Source organism: Streptomyces sp. NBC_00775, from assembly GCF_036347135.1.
Taxonomy (GTDB): domain Bacteria; phylum Actinomycetota; class Actinomycetes; order Streptomycetales; family Streptomycetaceae; genus Streptomyces; species Streptomyces lutosisoli.
In genome coordinates this window covers 2,285,751-2,309,115 of record NZ_CP108938.1, presented here as the reverse complement: position 1 = coordinate 2,309,115, position 23,365 = coordinate 2,285,751, and the positions used below count along the sequence as shown (strand labels likewise).

Annotated in this window: 18 protein-coding genes; 11 read left to right on the top strand and 7 right to left on the bottom strand. The window is 70.2% G+C overall.

Going from position 1 to position 23,365, the window contains the following annotated elements; all coding sequences use genetic code 11:
* Positions 1–15: 15 nt before the first annotated feature.
* Together OIC96_RS10385 and OIC96_RS10380 are read right to left on the bottom strand one after the other, a co-directional pair.
* The gene (locus OIC96_RS10385) at positions 16–2,112 is read right to left on the bottom strand and encodes an autotransporter (protein WP_330308137.1); all 2,097 of its coding nucleotides are present in this window, start codon (positions 2,110–2,112) and stop codon (positions 16–18) included.
* An 87-nt stretch (positions 2,113–2,199) separates the two neighbouring features.
* Entirely contained in the window at positions 2,200–3,027 is an 828-nt protein-coding gene (locus OIC96_RS10380; RefSeq protein WP_330308138.1) for an oxidoreductase, read from the bottom strand.
* Between the two features lie 105 nt (positions 3,028–3,132).
* Here OIC96_RS10380 and OIC96_RS10375 point away from each other — a divergent pair, with 105 nt between their 5' ends.
* Together OIC96_RS10375 and OIC96_RS10370 are read left to right on the top strand one after the other, a co-directional pair.
* Positions 3,133–4,041 (top strand): LysR family transcriptional regulator, encoded by a 909-nt coding sequence (locus OIC96_RS10375; protein ID WP_330308139.1) that lies wholly within the window; start codon positions 3,133–3,135, stop codon positions 4,039–4,041.
* Between the two features lie 193 nt (positions 4,042–4,234).
* Positions 4,235–5,644: an RICIN domain-containing protein gene (locus OIC96_RS10370; protein WP_330308140.1), complete on the top strand. Its 1,410-nt coding sequence runs from the start codon at positions 4,235–4,237 to the stop codon at positions 5,642–5,644.
* Positions 5,645–5,651: 7 nt separating this feature from the next.
* Here OIC96_RS10370 and OIC96_RS10365 read toward each other — a convergent pair whose 3' ends face one another.
* Both OIC96_RS10365 and OIC96_RS10360 read right to left on the bottom strand, forming a co-directional pair.
* Entirely contained in the window at positions 5,652–6,725 is a 1,074-nt protein-coding gene (locus OIC96_RS10365) for a pectinesterase family protein (protein WP_330308141.1), read from the bottom strand.
* A 62-nt stretch (positions 6,726–6,787) separates the two neighbouring features.
* Positions 6,788–8,464, bottom strand: a complete 1,677-nt coding sequence (locus OIC96_RS10360) for a rhamnogalacturonan lyase B N-terminal domain-containing protein (RefSeq protein ID WP_330308142.1) — start codon at positions 8,462–8,464, stop codon at positions 6,788–6,790.
* Positions 8,465–8,655: 191 nt separating this feature from the next.
* Between OIC96_RS10360 and OIC96_RS10355 the strand changes: the two genes are divergently transcribed.
* The 3 genes from OIC96_RS10355 (at position 8,656) to OIC96_RS10345 (ending at position 11,723) form a co-directional block, all read left to right on the top strand.
* Entirely contained in the window at positions 8,656–9,708 is a 1,053-nt protein-coding gene (locus OIC96_RS10355) for a rhamnogalacturonan acetylesterase (RefSeq protein ID WP_330308143.1), read from the top strand.
* Between the two features lie 81 nt (positions 9,709–9,789).
* Complete coding sequence (locus tag OIC96_RS10350; RefSeq protein ID WP_330308144.1) at positions 9,790–11,580, top strand: DUF2264 domain-containing protein; 1,791 nt, start codon at positions 9,790–9,792, stop codon at positions 11,578–11,580.
* Between the two features lie 20 nt (positions 11,581–11,600).
* The gene (locus OIC96_RS10345) at positions 11,601–11,723 is read left to right on the top strand and encodes a hypothetical protein (protein WP_330308145.1); all 123 of its coding nucleotides are present in this window, start codon (positions 11,601–11,603) and stop codon (positions 11,721–11,723) included.
* Here OIC96_RS10345 and OIC96_RS10340 read toward each other — a convergent pair.
* Positions 11,713–13,101, bottom strand: a complete 1,389-nt coding sequence (locus OIC96_RS10340) for a hypothetical protein (protein ID WP_330308146.1) — start codon at positions 13,099–13,101, stop codon at positions 11,713–11,715. The two genes, OIC96_RS10345 and OIC96_RS10340, sit on opposite strands and share 11 nt — an antisense overlap.
* A gap of 112 nt (positions 13,102–13,213) precedes the next feature.
* On the opposite strand from OIC96_RS10340, the gene OIC96_RS10335 reads away from it, so the two are divergent.
* From OIC96_RS10335 to OIC96_RS10310, 6 genes are all read left to right on the top strand, one after another.
* Positions 13,214–13,672, top strand: a complete 459-nt coding sequence (locus OIC96_RS10335) for a hypothetical protein (RefSeq protein WP_330308147.1) — start codon at positions 13,214–13,216, stop codon at positions 13,670–13,672.
* A complete protein-coding gene (locus OIC96_RS10330; RefSeq protein WP_330308148.1) occupies positions 13,669–14,439 on the top strand; it encodes an isocitrate lyase/PEP mutase family protein in 771 nt (256 codons plus the stop codon). The genes OIC96_RS10335 and OIC96_RS10330 overlap by 4 nt, the downstream gene beginning before the upstream one ends.
* A 117-nt stretch (positions 14,440–14,556) precedes the next feature.
* A complete protein-coding gene (locus tag OIC96_RS10325; RefSeq protein ID WP_330308149.1) occupies positions 14,557–15,684 on the top strand; it encodes a hypothetical protein in 1,128 nt (375 codons plus the stop codon).
* On the top strand, positions 15,681–16,874 hold the full coding sequence (locus OIC96_RS10320; RefSeq protein WP_330308150.1) for a hypothetical protein: 1,194 nt from the start codon (positions 15,681–15,683) through the stop codon (positions 16,872–16,874). The genes OIC96_RS10325 and OIC96_RS10320 overlap by 4 nt, the downstream gene beginning before the upstream one ends.
* Positions 16,875–16,889: 15 nt before the next feature.
* Positions 16,890–18,380, top strand: a complete 1,491-nt coding sequence (locus OIC96_RS10315) for a hypothetical protein (protein ID WP_330308151.1) — start codon at positions 16,890–16,892, stop codon at positions 18,378–18,380.
* Positions 18,358–21,978 (top strand): tetratricopeptide repeat protein, encoded by a 3,621-nt coding sequence (locus tag OIC96_RS10310; RefSeq protein WP_330308152.1) that lies wholly within the window; start codon positions 18,358–18,360, stop codon positions 21,976–21,978. The genes OIC96_RS10315 and OIC96_RS10310 overlap by 23 nt, the downstream gene beginning before the upstream one ends.
* Here OIC96_RS10310 and OIC96_RS10305 read toward each other — a convergent pair.
* Together OIC96_RS10305 and OIC96_RS10300 are read right to left on the bottom strand one after the other, a co-directional pair.
* The gene (locus OIC96_RS10305; RefSeq protein ID WP_330308153.1) at positions 21,946–22,764 is read right to left on the bottom strand and encodes an alpha/beta fold hydrolase; all 819 of its coding nucleotides are present in this window, start codon (positions 22,762–22,764) and stop codon (positions 21,946–21,948) included. The genes OIC96_RS10310 and OIC96_RS10305 overlap by 33 nt on opposite strands.
* Positions 22,757–23,356 (bottom strand): TetR/AcrR family transcriptional regulator, encoded by a 600-nt coding sequence (locus OIC96_RS10300; RefSeq protein WP_330308154.1) that lies wholly within the window; start codon positions 23,354–23,356, stop codon positions 22,757–22,759. Before OIC96_RS10300 ends, OIC96_RS10305 begins: the two co-directional genes overlap by 8 nt.
* Between the last annotated feature and the right edge of the window lie 9 nt (positions 23,357–23,365).

Sequence of the window (23,365 nt, the reverse complement as noted above, 5' to 3'; positions counted from 1 at the left end):
CACATCGGGGTGAGGTCACCGTGAGGCCGCGTGCCGTCGTCCGCCGCGCCGGCGGCCGCGCCTGCGTCGGGCCGAGGGGACGACCAGCGCGCCCAGCAGCATCGGGACGAGCAGGAGGGGCCACCAGGTGCGCGTGTGGTCGGTGCTGTCGAGGGCGGTGTGCTTCACGGAAGGCGCGGCGGAGGCCGACGGGCTTGCCGGGGGACGCTTCGACGCGGCGGCCTTGAGGACCACATCGTTGCCGTCGCCCCCGTGGTAGCTGATGCGGTACGTCGTGTCGGCGAGCTTGAGGGTGGCGCCCTCGGCGAGGTGGGTGAAGGTGCCGGTGGTCTTCTCGTGGCCCGTGTGGTCGAGGAGGGTGATCTCGGGAGCGGGGTCGCTCGCCGCGGCCGAGAGGTCCAGATCGCCGGCCAGGCGGACCGCTCCGGTCACCTTCAAGGGCTTGTCGCGGAGGACCAGTTCGCCCTGGGCGCGCTGGGTGTAGTCGCCGGTCACGGTCAGGGCGCCGGCCACCACTCCCTCGTTCGTCAGCGAGCCTCGCACCGTGCCCTTGCCGGTGAGCGACGTCGTCACCCGCAGGCCGCTCGCGCGGGCGTCCAGTCGCGCGCCCGCGGATGTGAGCCGGATCGCCTTGCTGTGGGCGAGCGAGGCGCCCCCGGTCAGGGCGAGCGTGCCCTTCGTGACCGTCGTCGTTCCCGTGTACGTCACCCCGCCACCCGTGAGCGTCGTCGTCGCGGCGCCCGCCTGGGTGAACCCGCCGCTGCCGCCAAGTCGGGAGAAGGACAGGGGAGTTGAGGTGTTGCGGACGACCAGCGTGCCGTCGTTCACCACGCGGCGCCGCGCCGTGCCTGTCATCAGCGCACCGTCGCCGCCCCGTTCGCCCGAGCCCAGGCGCAGCACGGCTCCCTTCTCGATGGTGGTCGACCCGTCGTAGTACTGCTTCGCCGCGAACGTGACGTCATTGCCCCGCGTCCCCTTGATCACGACGTCCCCGGCGCCGGGCGCGGCCAGCGTGTCGTGATACCTGCCGCCGCCGATCGAGGCGCCCAGCGTGACCGGGCCGTCGTAGGCGAACGTCAGCAGCGAGCGCCGCCCGCTCGCCTCGTGCAGGTTGATGTAGACGGTGTCCTTGGTGCCCGGCATGAAGATCTTGTGGGTCGTGCCGTCGCCCCACTGGACGTTCGCACCCTCGATGTTGGTGCCCCGCTTGTTCAACTGGTGGGCGATCGCGCGCCAGTTGATGCCAGGGTCGCTCAGGGACGGATTGGTGTCGCCGCCCCGGTCGCTGTAGCTGTACTGGCCGGTGAGCACCACCTTGCTGCCGGGCCGCGTATGGACGTTGACGTCGCTGCCGTACGCGCGCTGGTAGAAGTTCTGGCGAAGAGTGATCGTCTGGTACAGCGGGGTGTCGATGATCCAGGAGCCCTGGTTGAGGATCGCGCGGGCGTTCGGGAGGGCCACGGGGTACTCGGGGCGGCCCACCGCCATGCCCGTGCCGTTGTCGATCACCCCGGAGAAGGGGTGGGTTCCGGCCAGGTCCAGCGTGCCCCACATGTTGCGGGGCTGGGTGACCAGGCCCGAGCCGCTGATCGTGCCGATGTTGAAGGTGCGGGTCAGGGAGAGGCGGAGGGTGCCGTCGACCCGGACGTTGAGCTGGTTGAGCTGGTAGCCGGGCGTGCTGTAGGGGAAGTGGCCGATGAGGCCCGTCCCGCCGCCGGTGCCGTACTGCAGGGTCGTACCGCGGGCGACCGTGATCGCCGGCGGGTCGGGGTTGCTGACGGTGGTGTACGGGTGGTTGCCGCCCTGGGTGGTCACCTTCTGCCGCCGCCGGGCCGCCGGGAGCGTGAAGTCGCTGTCCTTGGTCAGGATCAGGGTCCCGCCGCCGCGCACGGTGAGCGTCCCCTCGCCATGGAACACCCCGTCGTACGTCGTCGTCCCGGCCGGCACGGTCACCACCGTGTCGCCGGTGAGCGTCACGTCCCGGCCGGCGAGCACATCGGCCGTGACATCCCGGCTCGTGGCGGCCGTCGCGGTGGGGGCGGTGAGCATGACAGCGACCGCCGCGAGGACCCCGGCGGCGGCCGCTGACTTCTGGGGGATATGGCTGCGCACATCATCGGAGACGGTCCGGGCGGCCGCCGATAACAGAAACTTCGCGACCGTTTCTCTCCCCCGCTGCCGTGTGCCAGGGGTCAGCCGTCACACGTCGAACGCCGTGTCCCGTGCCACCTTCTCCCACACGGCGATCTCCGCACGCTGCGCGTCGAGCTGGCCGGTCACGGCATCGACCCCGTCGTCACCGAGCGGCAGCCGCAGCGGGGTGTGCTCGGCACCGAGAGCGGTCAGTACCGCCGCGACGCCCCTCGCCGGGTCGCCGGGCTGGGCGCCGTCACCGGCGGCGACGGCCTGGCGGGTCGGGCCGACCGTGGCCGCGTAGTCGGCGATCTCCTCGCTCACGCCGGCCGCTCCCATCAGGTTCGTACGGAACGCGCCCGGCTCCACGATCAGCACCTTGATGCCGAGCGGGCCGACCTCGGCCGCCAGCGCGTCCGAGAAGCCTTCGAGCGCGAACTTCGTGCCGCAGTACGCGGAGAACCCCGGGTAGGTCATCTGCCCGCCCATGCTGCTCATCTGGACGATCGCCCCCGAGCGTCGCTCCCGCATGTGCGGAAGGACGGCGCGCACCAGTGCGGCGGGCCCGAAGAAGTGCAGGTCGAACAGGGACCGCAGCTCGCTGTCCGTGGTCTCCTCGGCGGCGCCGACATGGGTGCGGCCGGCGTTGTTGACCAGGACGTCGACCCGCCCGTGCCGCTTCACCACATCGGCCACGACGGAGTCGATGCCCGCCGGGTCCGTGACATCGAGGGCGAGCGCCTCGACCTGGTCGGGGTGGGCCGCCACCAGGTCGGCCAGTGCCTCGGGCCTGCGGGCCGTGGCGACCACGACGTCTCCCTCCGTGACGGCCGCCTCGACGAAGGCCCGTCCGAAACCGCTGTTCGCGCCGGTGACCAGCCACACCTTGCTCATGTCCGACTCCCTCGTACATTCCCTCGTGCGTTCCTGCCTTCGATATGTCGAGCTTCGCCCCGCACCCGCTCGCCCGTCCAAGACCCTTCGTGATAACCAATGGCTATGGCCATGGACGTGCACGGACGGGACCTCCGCTATTTCGTCGCGGTCGCCGAAGACCTCCACTTCACGCGTGCCGCCGAGCGCCTCTTCGTCTCCCAGCCCGCGCTGAGCAAGCAGATCCGCATGCTGGAACGGCAGCTGGGCGCCGAGCTGTTCGAGCGGGACCGGCAGGGCGTGCGGCTGACCGCCGTGGGCTCGGCCCTGCTGCCGTACGCGCGCCGGGTGCTCGCCGACTGGGACGCGGCGTCCGACGCCGTCGAGCGCGCCAAGGCCGAGCAGCAGGCCACCCTCGTCGTCGGCATGAGTACGAGCCCGGGGCGCGGCGGTCTGCTGCCGGCCATCAGGTCCCGGTTCAGTGAGGCGTGCCCGGCGGCCAGGGTCGAGCTGCGGCAGGTGAGCTGGACGGATTCCAGTGCCGGGCTCGCGGACGGCTCGGTGGACGCGGCGTTCGTGTGGCTGCCGGTGCCGGACGAGGAGCGCTACGAGTGGGTGGTGGTGGCTGAGGAGCCCCGCCATGTCGCGCTGCCGGACACACATCCCCTCGCGCCCCGGCCGGAGATCGACTTCGCGGAGCTCCTCGACGAACCCTTCATCGCCATCCCCAAGTCCGCCGGTGTGCTGCGCGACTACTGGCTCGCCCTCGACGCCCGCGCCGGAAGTCCGGCACGGATCGGCGCGGAGGCCGCGAGCGCCGACGAGACGTACGAGGCCCTCGTGGACGGCCGCGGCGTCTGTCTGCTCGCCGCGGGCAACGCGCCCCTGCTCACCCGGGGCGGCGTCGTCACCCGCCCTGTGCGCGGCATCTCACCGAGCCGGCTCGCCCTCGCCTGGCGTGCGGGCGACCGCCGTCCGCTGGTGGGGGCCTACGCGGAGGCGGCCCGCCTGGCCTCGGGCGACCGCCCCGGCTGAAGCGTCCGCCGCACAAGTCGCGGGCGCTGCACGGGAAGCGCTTGCTCGAAGAGAAGTGTTCAGTTCTGTCCGACCCGTTGACCTTCCCGTAACACACCCTTACCTTTTCGGCGTTCGGTAATGGCAGATGTCGTTTCAAAATGTTGGACCTCTTTCGTTTCCTGCCACGCCCCCCTCCTCCGAGAGGCATGAGATGAGACGTGTGTATGCAATCCTCCTCGCCCTGTGCTGCGCACTCGCCGCAGCGCTCGTGACCGCGGGGCCCGCCCAGGCGGCGGCGCAGACCATCACCAACGGCACCCAGTTCACGGACACTTCGGGCAACGCCGTGCACGCGCACGGCGGCGGGGTCATCAAGGTCGGCAGCTACTACTACTGGTTCGGTGAGGACCGCAACGCCGACAACACCTTCAAGTACGTCGACGCCTACCGGTCCACCGACCTGAAGAGCTGGGAGTTCCGGGGCCACGTCCTGACCCAGTCCAGCGCCTCCGAGCTGGGCACCGCCTACATCGAGCGGCCCAAGGTCATGTACAACGCGTCCACCGGCAAGTTCGTCATGTGGATGCACAAGGAGAACGGCGTCGACTACAGCGAGGCGCGTGCCGCCGTCGCCGTCTCGGACACGGTCGACGGCAACTACAGCTACCAGGGCAGCTTCCAGCCGCTCGGCCAGTACATGTCCCGCGACATCACGACGTTCGTCGACACGGACGGCACCGGCTACATGATCTCGGCCGCCCGCGAGAACTACGACCTCCAGATCTACAAGCTCACCGCCGACTACACCGGCATCGACAGCCTCGTCGCCGACCCCTGGCACGGCGGACACCGTGAGGCACCGGCCCTCTTCAAGCGCAACGGCGTCTACTTCATGCTGACTTCGGCCGCCACGGGCTGGAACCCCAACCAGCAGCAGTACGCGACCGCCACCTCCCTCGCCGGGCCGTGGACCGCGATGACGAACGTCGGCGACTCGACCGCGTACGGCTCGCAGACCGCGTATGTCCTTCCCGTGCAGGGGACTTCGGGCACCTCGTACCTCTACATGGGCGACCGCTGGGGCAACTCCTTCGGAGGCACGGTCAACGACTCGCGTTACGTATGGCTGCCGTTGACCTTCCCGACGACGACCACGATGTCGATGTCCTGGTCCCCCGAGGTCACCGTCGACACGACCGCCGGCACGGTCAGCGGCAACACCGCCACCTACGAGACCCTGACGGCCCGTCACTCCGCCAAGTGCGCCGACATCCCCAGCCAGTCGTTGTGGCAGGGCGTCGCGCTCACCCAGTACACCTGCAACAGCGGCAACAACCAGAAGTTCTGGTTCAAGGACATGGGCAGCGGCTACTACGAGCTGATGGGCCGGGGAAGCTCCCTGTGCCTGACGGAGAGCGCCACCAACGTCACCCAGGAGAACTGCGCCGGCGCCACCACCCAGCAGTGGTCGGTCACCACCTCGGGCAGTTACGTCCTCATCAAGTCCCGCGCGAGCGGCGAGTGCCTGGACGTGAACGGCGCGTCCACCGCCAACTCCGCCGCGATCATCACGTACACCTGCAACGGAGGTACCAACCAGCAGTGGACACGCGGTAGTTGACCGACAGTCAGCGGACTGGATTCCAGCCGTCCGTGCCCGCCAGATATTTCTGGGCCGTGTAGTTCGAGGCCTGGGAGTCGGTGAGCTGCGGGCGGTTGGAGTTCACCGTCGCGCCCGCGCCGGTGTTCTTGTACTCGAAGAAGCGGGCGTTCTTCCATGAGTAGCCGCTCATGTCCGTCCAGGGTCCGGCGACCTTGACGGCGGCCGGCAGCGAGGTCTGCCGGATCACCAGCTGGCCGACCGCGTCCGACGTCGGATGCCAGGGGCGGCCCAGGTAGTAGGTGTTGGCTGCCGCCGAGCTGGAGACCGAGCTGCCGGTGACGAGGATGCCGTACGTCTTCGCCGAGCTGGTGTTGGGTGCCGACAGGAAGCCGTTGAGGCCGCCCGCCGCGGCGCCCGAGTCGCGCAGCTGGATGTTCACCCGGTCGTAGACGGCGGTCGCGTTGCCGAAGACGAAGTCGACGTCGCCGGAGATGAAGGACGAGTAGAAGTACTGCCGGTACTGGCCGGTCGACGACGGCGACCAGTTCAGCACCGTGTCCTGGCGGCTGATGAACCGGTCGTTGGTGAACGTCTGCCGGTCTCCCTGCGCGGTGACCGCGACGGCCTGCGTGTCCGTGATCTCCGGATGCGCCGACTTGTCGAAGGTGTTCCGGACGGTGATCCCGGTGACGGTGAGGTTGCCCGCGGAGAAGGTCGCCACCGAACTGCCCAGCGTTCCGTACTTGTTGCCGCTCGCGTCGGTGTACCCGGCGGCCCGGTCGTAGGTGATGACGACGTCTTCGGCGTTGCCGGTGGCGCCCTTGATGGTCAGCCCGGTCTTGCTCACGGGCACGTTGACGATCTCTGTGTACGTCCCTTCCGCGACGGAGACCGTGTCGCCGGCGGCGGCCGCGTTCACGGCCGCCTGCACGGTCGTGTACTGGCCCGAACCGTCCTTGGCGACGGTGATGACGGTGGCGGCCTGCGCCTGGGTCACCAGCGGTACCGCGGCCAGCCCGAGGGCGGCCGCGGTACCGGTCGCCACGGCGGTGGCTCGGCGCCGGGCGGGGGAGAGGCGGTGCGTGGTCGGCTCATTCATGCCTACTGGTCGCCGCCCCCCGCCCGGACGTTGCCGGACAGCGGGGAATTTTGACCACAGCCCTAGGCGAGCAGGTCGATCGCGTCGATCGAGGTGCCCGCACTCAGGAACGCCGTCGTCCCCGAACCGCTCACCACGTCGATCTTCAGCACGTTGTACTGGCTGGTGTCCGTGAGCCACGCGCTGGCCGGAACGCTGTAGGTGAACGTGTTGTTGTTGCCGCGATACGAACCCACCGTCAGTGATCGCGTGCTCGGCTGGGTGGGCGGCGAGGGGATCGACGACACCCAGCTGTTGACGGTGACCTGCGGCCGGCCGTTGGCGTACGCCGTCGTCACCCCGATCCGCAGCGTGTGCGCGGCGGCGGCCTGCGCCGCGGTCAGCTTGAAGTAGACCAGCAGACCGCTGTTGACGTCCTTCCAGATGTACGCGGGGAAGGCCGACGTCTCGCTGCCGCTGCCGATCACCACGTTGCCGGTCCACGCCGAGGCCCGGACGTCCGACGGATGCGCGTACGTCATCAGGTCCGCGTTCTTGAACCCGCTCGGCGTGCCGTCCCAGTTGCCGATCCGCCAGATCGCGCTGGCGTTGCCCGGGTCGTTGGAGGAGGGGATCGCGATCGTGTTGAGGGTGGTCGTGCCGCCCGCCGTGACCGTCACCGAGGTGGTGTAGACGGCGAGTTCGCCCTTGAAGACGGTCAGCGTGTACGTCCCCGGCAGGACGCCCCCGATCGAGTAGTAGCCGTCGGACGCCCGCGCCGAACCCCAGTACTGGGCATCGGAGTTGGCGAGCCCGACCGTATACGCGTACGCCGTGTCGCGCCCGGAGATCCCGACGCCCGCGACCCGGCCGCGACCGCTCGCGGCGACGTACCCGGAGATGCCGAGCGAGTCCGCCCACGAGGTGCTGAGGGTGCCCGGGTACAGCGAGGAGGAGGGCGCCCCGCCGTCCGTGAGGGCGATGACGTACGGGCCCTGGAGCCCGAAGCGCTGGGCCTCGGTCTGGTTCTCGCCGTAGTACAGGATCTCGTACAGCCCGCCGCCGTCCGCGCTCTGGTGCCGCAGCAGGGAGCGGTAGAAGGGGCCGCCCGAGGCCTTCTCGTGGTTGCTGCGCACGACCCACAGGCCGACGCTGCCGGTGGTCCAGCCGACGTAGTCGTAGTCGATGACCCGGCGCTTCGAGTAGTGCTTGGAGCGGGTCTGGCCGTCGGACTTCTGGAAGACGTCCGAGGCCTCGATGGTGGTGGGCGCGTAGGTGTAGGAATCGGGCTCGTCGTTGAGGAACAGGCCCGCCTTGACGCGCACGATGTAGCGGGTCGCGCTGACCGAGGTGTCGGCCTTGTTGGTCCACAGATAGACGTTGTTCTCGCCGCTGCGGGCCGCGTAGTAGTGCTTGAGCGTGCCGTACGCGACGGAGACGAGGATCGTCGAACCGGACTGCGCGATCGTCACGGTGGAGGTGCCGAGACCCGACTCGACGTGCGAGTTCTTGCCGCCGTAGCCCTGGTATTCCGTGCCCTTGTAGACCAGCGACGTCAGATCGCCGTTGGTCTTGCTGACCTTGAAGACCAGGTTCGCGCCGGTGTCGATGACGTAGTTCGAACCGTCGTCCGTGTAGCCGAAGCTCGCCGCGCTCGCCGTCGTGGCGAGGGGACCGGCGAGGGCGGCCGAACCGGCCACGGCGGCGCTGCCGAGAACGAAGGTGCGGCGGCGGACCGATCTGGGAGCGGATCCGGACATGGGGGTGCCTCCTTCGGGAGGTGTGGGGGTGCGGGTGTCTCGCAGCGTGACAGTTGAATCGATTTCGCGAAAGGCCTTACGCGCGCCTGGAGTTGGCAATCATGTGAAATTGACCCCAGGACTAGAAAGCGCTTGCCCATAGCGGTACGGTCCAGCCGCCAGGTCCTGTCGCCCTGTTGGAGGAGCCGCACATGAGACGTTTCAATACCGCCGTGCTGGTGGCGGCCGTCGCTGCGACCGCGCTGTCGGTCACCCCGGCGCAGGCCCGGTCGGACGAGGGGCGGCGCGCCCTGGGCCTGGAGAACTGCACGGCGACCGCCTGCCACTTCGACGTCGAGCCCGGCACGTACGACGTGAAGGTGCTGCTCGGCGGGGACACCGTGGCCAGTACCGCCATCAGCGGCGAGACCCGCCGCTCCCTGCTTCCCGAGACCGCCACCGAGGCCGGCCGGCGTGTGGCCCGCAGTTTCACCGTGAACGTCCGCACCCCCGAGGGCGAGCCGACCGGGCCCGAGGGCACCCCGGGCCTGGACCTCGTCCTCGGCGGTTCGGCGCCCGCGCTGGCCGACATCCGGGTGACCCCGGCGCGCCCGCACACCCGCCAGATCTTCCTGGTCGGCGACTCGACGGTGTGCGACCAGCCCGGCGACCCGTACTCGGGCTGGGGCCAGCAGCTGCCGCAGTACCTGCGCAAGGGCCTCTCGGTCGCCAACTACGCGGACTCCGGGGAGAGTACGGTCACCTACCTCGCCACCCCGGCGCTCTTCCCGACCGTCCAGCCGCTCATCCGCAGCCACGACCTGGTGCTCATCCAGCTCGCGCACAACGACAAGACGACCGACGAGGCGACGTATCGCGCGAACCTCGAAACCCTCGTCGCGGGCGTCCGCGCCCAGGGCGGCGAGCCGGTCCTCGTCACCCCGATCGTGCGCCGCTGGTTCAACGCCGACGGCACCCTGAACAACAACATCGCGCTGCTGGTGAACGGCCTCGGCGTCGACCACCCGGCCGTCATCCGCTCGGTCGCCGCCGCCGAGAACGTCCCGCTCATCGACCTGACGGCCAAGACCAAGGCCCTTGTCGAATCCCTGGGCGTCGAGGGCTCCAAGGCGATCTACCTCTACAACGAGAAACGGGACAACACGCACACCTCGGTGCACGGCGCGACGGTGTACGCGGGTCTGGTCCGTGATGAACTCGTCGCCCAGCATCTGGTGCCGGAGGGCCAGGTGAGGGTGGGATGAGCCCCTGGGGCGTCCCGACCGGAACCGGGGCGCCCCAGGTATCCACCGCCCGGACCGCAGTGAGACAGGAAGCCCGAGACGATGCCCTCTGAGTCCGCCGAGCCCTTCGAGCTCTCCGAGTCCTCCGAGTCCTCCGAGTCCTCCGAGCGCTCCGAGCGCTCCGAGGACCGCACCCTCAGCCCGTACACCGGCTACACGCGCGCCCACTGGGAGGCGGTCGCGGACAACCTCCTCGCCGCCGTCGCGCCGTACGCCACCGGGGACGGCGCGCTCTACCACCTCCCCGGGGAGCACACGAGCTGGTCCGGCAGGCTCTCGGACGGCCTGGAGGGTTACGCCCGTACGCTGCTGCTCGCGGCCTTCCGCCGCGACGAGAAGGTCCTGGAGCGGTACGCGGACGGCCTCGCCGCCGGAACCGCCGGTGTCTGGCCCCGCATTGAGGACCGCGGCCAGCCGCTCGTGGAGGCCGCGTCGATCGCCCTCGCGCTGCGGCTGACCCGGCCGCTGCTGTGGGACCGCCTCGACGACGGCGTACGGCAGCGGGCCGCGGAGTGGCTCGGCGACGGCCTGACGGCCGAACCCTGGCCCTGCAACTGGGAGTTGTTCCCGGTGACGGTCGGCGGTTTCCTCCAGGAGATCGGATACGAGCCCGAGGCGTCCGCCGCCGCGATCGACCGCGGTCTGGAGCGCATCGAGCAGTGGTACGTGGGCGACGGCTGGTACACCGACGGCGACGGCCGGAAGTACGACTACTACAACGGCTGGGCGATGCACCTGTACCCGGTGCTGCACGCGTGGCTCTCCGGCGACACGCGCCTGCTCGACCTGTACGGCGGCCGTCTGGAGACCCATCTGGCCGACTACGCCCGTCTGTTCGGCGGAGACGGCGCGCCGATGCTCCAGGGCCGTTCCCTGACCTACCGCTTCGCGACCACCGTGCCGCTGTGGCTCGGCGCCCTCACGGGCCGTACACCGCTGTCGCCGGGCGAGACCCGGCGGCTGTCCTCCGGCGCCCTGCGCTACTTCCTCGACCGGGGCGCGGTGGACGACCGGGGCCTGCTCAGCCTCGGCTGGCACGGCCCCGACGAGGCTGTACTGCAAGGCTATTCGGGCCCGGCCTCCCCGTACTGGGCGAGCAAGGCCTTCGTCGGGCTGCTCCTGCCGCCGGAGCACGAGGTCTGGACGGCGCCGGAGGAGCCGGGCCCGACGGACCGCGCCGACGCCGCCACTCCGGTCGGCCCGCCCAACTGGCTTCTCCAGTCGACCAGTTCGGACGGCCTGGTCCGTCTCCACAACCACGGCAGCGAGGACGTCCGCTACGACCCGTACTACACGCGGCTCGCGTATTCGACGGCGACGGAGCCGTCGGCGTCGTACGACAACAGTGTGATCGTCGGCGACGACCCGAGCCGTACGGGCATCGAGCCGCTGGGGGTGGGCGAGGGCTGGGCCGCGTCGCGTCACACGGCGGGCGGCGGCGCCCGGGTCACCAGCCTGGTCCTCGCGCACGGCGCGGTGGAGGTGCGGGCCCATGTGGTGGCGGGAGCGGCCCCCGGGACAGGGGTGAGGGTCACAGGGTGGGCGGCGAAGGGCGACGCGCGTGCCGAACTCCTGCCGATTCATGGTCTGTTGGACGCGCCGACGGGCCTGACGGGTCTGACGGGTCTGTCGGGACTGTCGGGCACCGTCATCGGCGAAGGCTCTCTCTTCGTGGCACTCGCCCGCCTCACCGCCGAGCCGGACCCCGTTCCGCTGGCGGAGGCGGCGGACGTACGGGTGGACGGGACGGGGGAGTTGACGGTCGCCTGGAGCGGCGGCCGCGAGGTCCGGGTGCGGCTGGGCGACGGTGTGGCCGAGGTGCGCAGCCACTGACCGGCGCTTCGACGTGGACCGTGACCGGCACGTCGTATCTGAGCGTGCTCTCCCTCGACACCGACTCCACCGTCACCGCCCCGTCCGGCGGAACGGTGACGATGACGATGACGGTGGACGGCGTGAGGCGTCCTATGGAGTGACGCGAGCGATCTTCAGGGTCGTCGAGGTCGGGGACGCGCCGTTGAGCGCCGTGGTGTACGAGGGCGTGACCGGGGCGTACGCCCAGGTGAGCGCGCCGTTCGCCGATACGGCGATGTCACCGGTGATCCTGGCCCCGACGACCTTGTCCGCGCTCTGGACCTTCCCGGTCCAGTCGATGAGACGCAGGTGGGTGCCGGTGAAGGTCCCCGTGCAGGTGCCGGCCGAGCACTTGGCGCTCTTCAGGGACTCCCAGGAGACGAGCAGCCGGTCCTTGCCGTACGGGGCGACGTGGACGTTGACGTTCTCGGTGCCCTTGGCGCTGGTCAGGTAGACGGGCTTGCCCGACGGGGTGGTCTTGTTCTTCAGGAACGCCACCGCCACCTGGTGGGTGCTCGTCTTCGGCTTCACCGTCCAGCCGCGGCCGCTCGCGTCGTCCAGGTTCTTCGCGGCGGAGGCGGCGCCGCGCGAGGCGAACGCGGTGGCGTACCGGCCCGTCGAGGACTTCACCAGGTCACCGGTGCGGCCGGCGAACGTGCCGCCGCAGTAGCCGGCCCAGCACTGCTCGCGCTGTACGACCGGCGCGGTGTCGGGCGCGCCGATGCCCGTCGACACGAACAGGCCCGAGCGCCAGTCGTCGAAGCAGAGCGAGGTGAAGGCGCCGGACTTCTCGGCGTGCAGAGCGATGCCCTCGTTGTGGCTGCAGCCCCAGCTCCAACCGCCGCTGAGCTTGGCGCCCTTGGAGCTGACGTACGCGAGCTTGTCGCCGTAGTGGCCGTCGGCGAAGCCCCCCGCGCCGTGCACCACGAAGTATGTGCCGTACTTGGTGCCGTTCCAGGTGAGCTGGCCGTCGAGGAGCGGCGCCGTGTCGTTCGAGGCGGTGCCCGTGAGCTTCGTACGGAAGGCCTGCTTGCCGTTCTTGTAGCGGATGATCGCCGCCGCCGTCTCCTTCCACTTGTTCGTGTCGGCGACGCGGGTCAGCAGCGCGAACCCGTCGTTGTGCGCGACGAGTCCGCCGACCTCCTTGGTGCCCTTGACCACCGTGTCGGCGCCGGAGCGCTTGCCCGCCGCGGTGAGCGGCGTGACGTGGATGCCGTCGGAGGCGGGCCAGGCGACGCGCAGGGTGCCGTTCGGCGCCACGGCGGTGGCCGTCCGGTTCCACTCGCGGCTGTTGTTGTAACCGGCCGACAGATAGGGGAACTTCGCCGAAAGACTCACGGTGGTGTTCGTGACGGTGAGGCCGGTGGTGGCCGTCGTCGCCCCGTTGGCGGTCGCGTACCAGGCCCCGGCCAGTAGGGAGGCGGCCGCGAGCGCGCCCACGACGGGCTTGCGGGCGACACGGCGACGGCGGTGTGTTGTGGTGGGTCTTGCGTTGGTCATGCCGGGTAGTCGCCACCGACGGCGGAAAGGTTGCCGCTGTGTCTGTGGGTGTCTCTGTGGCCGTGGGTACGGTTCGGCGGGCGCCGAAGTGTTCCGCCTCTAGCGTTCCCGCATGACCGATTCCCCGAAGGAAACACCTGCTGAAGCCGTTGTCGCCATGGTCGATCATGTCCTTGCCCTGGCGGCCACCTGGACCACCTGGGACGGCAAGCCCGCGCACGTCGACGACCGCTTCTACACCCCGCACAAGGCCGTCCGCCGCGTCGCCGACCATCTCATCGACCACTTGGCCGAGTTGGAGGCCCGCCTCGTGGGCGAGGAACCCCGGCCCGACCACTGGCACGCGTCGGCCAGCACCACGGAGGCGGACCTCGCGCCGTTCACCCAGGAGGACCTGGACGAGGCCCGCAGCCGCCTCACCCGGCTCGCCCGGATCTGGGCGAACCGGCTGGGCACGCTGACCGAAGACCAGCTCGACGACTCCCCGGGCGAGGGCTGGACGTTCCGCGAACTCGCCCTGCACCTCAAGGGATCGACGTACTACGCCGATGCGGTAGGAAAGCTGGCATGACCCCCTTCGCCGCGCTCCACCACGCCGACACCCCCCTCCTCCTGCCCAACGCCTGGGACCACGCCTCCGCGGCGCTTCTCGCCGCCCAGGGCTTCGAGGCGATCGGCACGACGAGTCTGGGCGTGGCCGCGCCCGCCGGTCTGCCGGACGGCGCGGCGGCGACCAGGGACCTTACGCTGAGCCTCACCCGGCTCCTCGGCGCCGGCTCGTACCTGCTGTCGGTGGACGCGGAGGACGGCTTCGCCCAAGATCCGGACGAGGTAGCCGAGTTGGCGCGCGCACTGGCCGACGCCGGGGCCGTCGGCATCAACCTGGAGGACGGCCTCGGCTCCATCGCCCTGCACGCCGCGAAGATCGCCGCCGTGAAGGCCGCCGCGCCGGACCTCTTCGTCAACGCCCGCACCGACACGCACTGGCTGGGCGACGGCGACAAGGACGAGCGGGAGACGCTCCGCCGCCTCGACGCCTACCAACAGTCGGGCGCCGACGGCGTGTTCGTCCCAGGCCTGACCGACCCGGTCCGGATCTCCGCCCTGTTGAAGACCCTCGACGTCCCGCTCAACATCCTCTACTCACCCTCAGGACCGACCGTCGCCCACCTCGGCGACCTGGGCGTACGCAGGGTCAGCCTCGGCTCGCTGCTCTACCGGCGGGCGCTCGGCGCGGTTCTGGAGGCGGTGGCGGACATCCGGGGCGGGCGGTCGCCCCAGGGCGCCGTGCCGTCGTACGACGAGGTGCAGGCGCTGAGTTCTCCCGAGCGGAGCTGAAAGGCCTATAGGCCGGGGCAGAACCATCATTCCGACAGGTTCTGTCGCGAGTGTGGTGAAACGTGCTCGTCCGGCCACACAATGGAGCGATGGCTCGGCCAAGGGGGTGGTCCGGCTATGGCGTCGAACGGTGCCAACGGGGAGCACATGCTCGGTGCTGCCCGATCGGTCCTCTCCGCTTCCCGCTATCTGCGTGACGCGCTGGAGCAGGGCCAAGGGGCGGTCGGTTATGCGGTACAGGAGCTGGAGGCGGCCGCACTCGAGGCCATGGGACAGACCGGCTCCGGGGGTGTCCGGCACTTCGAGGCCGGCGAGGAGCTTGCCATGGGCCGCCCGGAAGGGCTGGACGACTCCGTGACAGCGGCCTTCTGCCAGTTGTCCTTGGCGGGGTCGCTGTTCGCCGCGAGCGAGGCTGTTGGGGAGGGTGGCGGGTCTCCGGATCCCACAGCGCTCGACCACTCGATCGGGGAACTCCAGGCCGTCACCCTGGTCCTGGAGCGCGCCACTGGTTCCGATCCCTCGCTCGCCCTGGGCGTCGAGGACGCGACGGCGGTCTCGGCCGATGCGGAGACCGCCGCGGCGAGGGTGCGGCGGGAAGCGGCGGCGACGCTGAACGTGATCGCCGAGCGGGCGGCCGGTGTGGTCGGGGATGTCGTCGCCGAACTCTCCCGGAACAGGGTTCCGGTCGCGGAGTGGCTCGACGGACTCGGCCGGACCCTGCGTCTGCAGGAGGCGGGCGGCACCCTGTTACGGCTTGCCCTGCGTGCCGTGGAGCGGGCTCTGGCGGCGCTCAGCCGGCTTGTGTCCGGCGAGGTTCTGGAGCGCGTCCGCGAGGATACGGCCGGTCTGCTGGAACGGCTGGCCACCGGAACCGCTCCGGGAGCCGTGGTGGTGAGCGGGCTGCTCGGCTTCCAGGGCGTCGAGCGCGACATCGACAGCTGTCTGGCCGGGACGGGCCTGGACCGGGACCGGCTGGACGGGGCCGCCGCGTCGTTGCTCGATCTGACGCGGCGATACGACCGGACCGCCGACATGCTGGCCGGTGCGGCGGCGGCCCTGGTGGGCGTCGTGGGCTGGCTGCTGGGCCTGGCGGGCGGCGCCGTTCATCTGCCCATGGTGCTCGGCGGGGGCGGAGTGCTCATCCTGGCCGGTGCGTTCGTGCTCGCCGCCGACTACTCGGACGCCTGGAATCTGCCGTCCGGGGTCACCGGTGTACGGAGCATCGTGCGGGGCGCGGTGCGATGATCTCCGACTACCCCGGTTCCGTCGACGTGCTGACCCAGCGCGTGCACTGCGAGCGGGAGAAACTGCTGCGCATCGCCGCGTTGATCACGGATGTGGTGGACGGCGACGCGCGGTTCCTGCCCACGGCGAGGCATTACGACTCCCTGGCCCGGGACTTGGCGACGGAACTCGACGGCATCGCCGCACTGGCGGCCGGGAGAAAAGGCGACACCATCTCCTGGGATCGGCTCAACCGCCTTCTCGAGCGGGCCGAAAAGGTGGTGATCGAGGCGCAGTGCTTTCTGGAGAGTGTGCTGTACCGGGTGCATCTTCTGGACAGGGGAAGCGGAGACGCGGCCGACGCCTTCCTGGCGTACCTCGGCGCCGGATCACAGGTCCGCCATCGGATCGTCACGGGCATGTCGGCCGGGTCCGCGTCGATCAACCACACGCTCGACCTCGTGCGGCTCCCGTTCCCCGCGGTGACGGTCTGGGATCTGCCGGTCGTAGCCCATGAGTTCGGGCACCACCTGGTCCGGGAACTGCGCCATGTGAGCGGCAACGACGAGCGGCCGCTGAAGCGCTTCACCCAGGACAACCTCGCTGCCGAGGTGCGGTTCAGGAAGGGGGACCCGCAGGCTTCCGCGGACGCGGACGCCGCGAAGCTCCGCCTCGAGGAGACAGCCGCCGACGCCTACGCGACGTACACGCTGGGACCGGCCTACGCCTACGCGTGCCTGGTCCTGCGGGTCGACCCCACGAGAGCGATGCGGAGTCCGACGACGCACCCCTCCTGGTGCCGGCGCATCCATCTGGCCGCCGCGGTGCTGCGCGCGATCAAGCGCCGCACGGGACGCCAGCAGTACGCCCAGGCGGCGGACTGCGTCGAAGCCCTGTGGCGGAGCATGACGGACAGTCCGCCCGTCGCCCCTCGCACGGCAGCTCACGTGGCCCGTCACGCCGATGTCCTGGTCGAATGCCTGGCGAGGCACGCCCATGACGCGCTGTACGACGCGGGCTCACGACCGGCTTCGATCATGGAGTGTCTGACCGCGGACGGTGAAGTGAGCCTGCCGTCCGGCACCACGCCGGCCCACGTCGTCAACGCCGCGTGGTCGTGGCGACTGGGTGAGTGGGATCGCTTCTCCGCTCTGGGCCCCCGCGTCAACGCCCGGGCGCTCAAGCTCATCTGCTCCACGTCGGGCCCATAGCGAGGAGGCACTGGGATGCCGGATGACCGAGGAGTGCTGCGCACCCGCCTGGAGACCCTCACCTCCGCCATGAAGAAGGTGGGCGAAGCGGTCGAGACGGCGCGTCAGCGTGCCGCGGGCCTCCGGAGAGCCAATGAACTGCTGTTGGAGATGCTGGCTCCGATCGGGAACGTGGACCGCCTCGTGAGCGATCTGGGCCGCGCCCACGACCTCGGGTTCCTCGACCTCGACGAGGACGAGGTGAAGCGGGTGGACGGGGAGTTCTTCGAGGTTCTCACCCGGTCGGCCGACGACGTCAGGTCGATCTGGCAGAAAGTGATGGAGACCAGGAGGACCCTCCAGTCCATCCAGGACGGCATGGTCAATCTCTCCGGCGACCGGAAGAGGATCGGGGACAAGATCAAGATCGAGATCGATCAGAAGTGCGCCACGGTCACCAGCAAGATCGAGCAGCTCACGGAGCGCCTGGACGAGGAGGGGGAAGAGGCCGCCGAACTGTGGAAGCAGTACCGCCAGATCATGGATGAGACCGTCCAGCCCCTGTTCGCCGCCTACGTCGACTTCCTCGGGGGTATCGCCGTCCGGGACACCGCGCTCGACGGCCATATCTGTGACCTTGTCGACGAGCTCATCAGCGCGACCCTTCCTCATGCCCCGGCGCTGTCCATGCCCGCGCACGAGGCCGCCCTCAGCCTCAGCCACGTGGTGAAGGTCGGCTTTCCCGAGTGGACCGTATGGAGTGTTCCCGCGGCGGCCCATGAGATCGGACTGGCCTTCGCCCACGCCGAGTTGCCCAAGGAGGGTCCCGGAGAGCTGGCCCCCTTCGTCGGGGAGGACCGGCTCGGCACGCTGGAGCAGGTTCAGCATCTGCTCGCCGACGCGTTCGGGGCCTACACGCTGGGGCCGGCCTACGCCCACGCCATGCTGGAACTGCGGCTGTATCCCTACAGCGGTCACAAGACGCCGGACCTCCCGGACGACCTGTCGCGGGCACAGGTCATTCTGGACATGCTGTCGCACGCGGCGCCGCGCTACGAATTCGACGACTACAGCGGTGCGGTCGCCGAACTGAGCGACATGTGGCGGCTCGCCGTTCAGGTATTCCTGCCCCAGGATCCCCCGGACGCGACACCGGCGGACACGGAGGTGAGGCGGCAGTTCGTCGCTTGGGCGCACGGTTTTCTGAACGGCCTCGGCGTTCCCAGCAGCCGTGATGTCGTGTGGGAGAACGTCACGCACACGGCCGCCCTGCTGTTGGAGGACACCGTGACGCGGTCGGTCAGGCCCGTGGATGTCAACGTGGTGGTGCTCCTCAACGCCGCGTGGCGGGCCCGCACCCACAAGGGGGCCGACGTCGAAGCCATAGCCGGCCGGGTCGTCGAGTTGCTCCCGGGCAACAAACAGTCACAGGGACGGCCTTCCCCGCGCGGAGCCGGCAAGCCGCGCCCCTCACACAGCACTCCGATGGCCTGGGAGCGACCTGATGAGTACCGACGACAGCAGTAGCCCGACTTCCCCGCCGTTCTCCGTCCCCTTCGACGGGCTCTGGCGCGATGGGCGCCGGGCCAGGCTGACCGTCTCGCCGAGCGTCCTGTGGCTGCGGATCCGGTCGGTGTGGAACGCGTACTGGTATTCCGGTACGGACGTTCTCGGCAGCGGGCTCGACGCCATCGTCGAGGCATGCGAGCACGCGCTGGAGTTCGACCGCGAGAGCAACCACCCGGTGCTGCACGGTGCTCTGGAAAGCGTACGAGCCATGCGGTGGCTGGCCGACGAGCCGCTGGACACACCGCCGTCACCGAACTTGGCGCCCGGATACGCCGACCTCACCCCGGACGATCAGCTCGGCGCGATGGTGCTGCTCCACCACGGCCATACCGATGAGGCGGTCAGACTGCTCCAGTCCATGGCGAAGTCCCGCCCGGACGGCACGACCGCCTACCTCCTGGCCCTCGCCGTCCACCGGGCCGGGAACCCGCGACAGGCGTACCTGCATGCGCTGGCCTCCTTCGAGGCTTCCCCGGGCTGTGAACATCCGGCCAGGCTTTGCGCGGAGTTGGCGGGGGACGTCGGTGAGGAAGTGGTCGCGGCCCGGGCCTGGGCCGCTCTCGGCGACCTCCACCTCTCCTCGGGGGACACCGAGGCCGCCTTACGCGATTACGCCCAGGCGTTGACGATGGATCCGGAACTGAGCCGTCTGTACGTGCCGCTGGCCGAGCTGATTCCCGCGGCGGTGAGCCAGCCTCTGGCGGATACGTGGATGGGTACCCTCACGGACCGGACGGACCACCTCGACGTCCAGCTCGCGGCCGCCGAGCTGGCTGCTCGCAGTGGCCGCGACGACGACGCGCTGGCGACGGTGGAACGTGTGCTGCGTACCGAAGGGAACGAGCCGGGAGTCCTGTTCGCGGCGGCCCAGATCCTGCTCGCCGCCGGGCACGCCGAGGAGGCTTTGAACGCTGCTCTGTCCCTGCGCGACCGCGTGCCCGAGGACCCTCGCGTCACGGTGCTCACGGGCCTCGCCGAACACGGACTCTGGCGTTGGGCCGACGCCGAGGAGGCGCTGCGAGCGGCGCACGAGCGGCTGCCCGACGAGCCTGTGGTCGTGCGGGACTTGGCCATCGTGCTGTGCGAACAGGGGCGTTTCCCCGAGGCAGAACCGCTGCTGGACCGGGCGGTCGAGCTGGTTCCCGACGACATGACGAACGTGTGGGTGCGTGCCCAGGCGCGCCGCCGTGTCGCCGACTTCGCGGGCGCCAAGGCGGACCTCGACACCGTCATCGACTCGGGAATCCGGTTCCACCGGCTGGAAGGAGAGCTCGGGCTGACGCTGTTCGGGCTGGGCGAGCACGAAGCCGCGCTGGACCACCTCGCCGCCGCCACGCGCGACGCGCCACGGTGGGTGGAGGCGTGGGTGCGTCTGGGGGACGTCCAGTCCATCCGGAGGAATTCGACGAGCGAAGCCGTGGAGTCCTACCGGAAGGCGCTGCGCGTCGATCCCTTCGCGGAAGAGGCGCTGATCGCCCTCGCGGACATGGCGATGACCGCGAGAGACGAGGAGCTGCTGAACGAGGTCGTCAAGTACCTGCGGGAGGCCGTGGACCGGACATCACCCGTCGTCCGCTTCCGTCTCGGGGTCGTCCTGTCGTCGCTCGGGGACAGCGAGGGCGCGCGGCGGGAGGTGCGGCGCCTGCTCCTGCACAAGCCGAGCACACCGGAGGATTACCAGATGCTGGCGTTCGCACTTGTCGTGGACGGGAGGCCCGAGGACGCCGTCACCGTGATGGAACGGGCCCTGGCACTTGCTCCCGACGACGTCAGGCTGCACGACATCATGGGCTGGGCCCTGCTGATCGCGGGACGGCCCCGCGACGCCGAGGTCCATATGGTCATCGCGGCCGAACCCGCTGAGGGCGTGGTCGCGACGGCGGAGACCCACGCCCGGCTGGGTGCCGTACGACTGGAGCTCGGGAAGTTCGCCCAGGCCGAGGAGTCGCTGCGCACCACGGTCGAGATGGACCCCGACGCCATCGCGGCACGTATCAACCTGGCCGAAGCCCTGGACCAGCAGGGCCGGATGGAGGCCGCTCTCGACGAGCTGGACGAGGCGGTGCGCAGGGCGGACGAGTCGGGCATCGACCGAGCTCAGGCGCACAGCGCCCGCGGATTCCACTTGAAGAACCGCGACCGTCTCGCCGAGTGTGTGGGGGAGTTGGAGTACGCCCTGGAGCTGGACCCGGAGATGCTCTGGGCACGTTCGCAGCTGTGCGACGCGTATCAGTCCCTCGGCAGGGCGGACGATGCCTTCGACCAGGCGGAGCGGGTCCTGGCCGAAGTGGCCGACGACGCGCCGGCACGTTTCGTACGCGGCTCGGTCCGGCTCGGCCGAGGTGAGGTGGAGGGCGGGGAGGCGGATCTGCGGGTGGCGGCAGAGGCGCGGCCTCGGCTGATCGGCGCGCTCCGGCTGTTGCGCGACACCTTGCTGGACACCGACCGTGCCGATGAGGCAGTGGAGCTGGTGCGCGCCGCCGCGGAGGACGAGGAGGCCACCGCGGGCCTCGTCGCGCTCTACAGCGAGACCGAGCGTCTGGTCGGGCGGCCGACGGAGGCGATCGGCGTCATCGAGCAGACACTGTGGCGCTGGCCCGAGGACATCGAACTGCGCAGCGCGCTGGGCTGGGCGCAGTGGGAGTCGGGGAGGCAGGAGGAGGCCCTGCACAATCTTTCCCAGCTCGCGTGGGAGGTCCCGGAGGACCCTTACACACAGGCCGACTTGGGCGCCTTGCAGGCACGAGCGGGTCACTACGCGGAGAGCATCGAGGCGTTCCGCCGCGCGACGGATCTGGACCCCATGGACCCGTGGATCTGGACGCTGTACTGCGAGGTCCTGGTAGAGATCGGTGCGTGGACGCACGCCGCTGAGGCCGGCCGCATGGCACTGGCGGGCCGCACCGCCATGGCGGAGGCGGCCGACGCGCTGGGCAGCGCGCTCGAGAACGGGTCGGAGTCGCTGTGGCAGGAGGCCCTCGCCGCCTTCGAGCTGGCGCTCAGGCTCAAACCGGCCGACGCCGACGCCAAGAAGGGACAGGCGAATGTCCTGTACGCCCTGGGCAGGCGCGATGAAGCGCGTGCGGCGTACGAAAAGGCCCTGAGCCGCTACGAGGGATCCTCCACCCGCTACGAATGGAACAGGGGATGGTGTCAGTACAGGCTGGGGCGGTTCGACGAAGCGGGAGCGTCACTGCGCTCGGCTCTGGCCAACGGCGAGTCCACCCCTTCCGGAATCCTGTTCGATATCGCCCTGGTGGCTCTGGCCTCGCAGAACGACGACGAGGCGGAGGTCGCCCACCGGCGCGCCATACGCCTGCTGGACCAGGAGCCCGAAGCGCGCCGCTGTGGTCTGGTCGACGTGGCCATGGTGGATCTGCGGGTGGAGTCGGAGCACTTGAGCGCCACGGGGAAGCGATTGCTCGGGCGCCTTGTCGAGCTGCGATCCGGTCTCACCTGGGGGGATGAACTGGCGGCACTCCTTGGCGCCGGACCGGACGTCACCTCTCCAAGCCTCGGCGATTCAGCGCTGCGTCTGGGGGGTGACCGCAAGTAGCGCACGGGCGAGGCGTTCCGCGAACTCGACGGGGTGTTCCAGACAGCCCAGGTGCCCCCCGGGGAACTCGATGAGGTCGGCGCCGCTGTGTTCGGCGAGCGACACGGCCGTACGGTGCGGGAGTTGGTGCCGCGAGTCGTGGCCCGCGCCGAGGGTGAGCCGGGAGGACTGGCGCTTGAGGGTGTCCAGGTCCGGTGTGTGGGTGGCGAAGGGGCGCAGGACGTGGGCGAGGAAGATGCCCATGGGGGTGCCCGTGCCCGTGTCCGCGTCGGCCGGGCGCGGGGACGGCGTCGGAGGAGTCCAAGTGCGGTACTCCAGACCGGCGTTGAGGCGCGCCATCGCGGGCCCGACACCCTCCGTGCGGCAGATCGTGTCCACCTCCCCGACCATCGCCCGCTGTCGAGCCGCGTCGGGCAGCACCTCCACGGTCGGCGGCTCGTGGGCGACCACGCGCCGCAGCCGTTCAGGGTGGCGGGCCAGCAGGTCCAGGGCGACGATGCCGCCGGAGCTGGTGCCGAAGACGTACGCGGACTCGCCGTCCGGAAGCACGGCTTCGAGGAGCTGGTGGGCGTTGTCGCTCCACGCCTCCACCCGCTGGTCGCCGACCGGCTCGTCCAGCGGCCCGCGCGACAGCCCCAGCGGGTCGTACGTCACGACGGTGAACCGTTCGGCGAGGCGCGTGGTGACGGCCTCCAGGCCCATGGGATGACCGGCCCCGCCAGGGATGACCAGCAGTACGGGGCCGCTGCCGCGCACGTCGTAGGCGTAGGGCAGATGGTCACTCATCAGCGTCGTCCTTATCGTCTTCCTTCGTCGGCGGCCAGTTCTCCAGCGCCACGTGCAGGGCGTCCAGCGCGCGCTCCCAGGACCTCTGTACGTCACGGGGGGCGCCGAATCCGCCGATCGCTTCGAGGTTGCAGTAGCCGTGGAAGGTGCTGCGCAGCAGGCGTACCGCGTCGGTGAGGTCGGGCTCGGACAGCCCGTAGGCGCGCAGCATGCCGTACGTGACCTCGGCCGTGCGGAGGTACGTCGTGGACCCGGCGATCACGGCGGGGTCCTGCTGTGTGTGCGTGGCGCGGTAGCGGCCGGGCCGCTCCAGGGCGTACTCCCGGTAGGCGCCCGCGAAGGCGACGAGCGCGTCCTTGCCCGCGCGCCCCGCCACGGCCGTGGCGATCCGGTCGATCATCTCGCCGGCCGCGAGCAGCCCGATCCGCGAACGCAGGTCCTGCACGTTCTTGACGTGCGAGTACAGGCTCGCGTCCTTCACCCCGAAGTGCCGTGCCAACGCGGACACGGTCACGTTCTCGAACCCGACCTCGTCCGCGAGATCGGCCGCGGCTTCCACGACACGTTCGGTCGTGAGCCCGACGCGAGCCATGGGGACCAC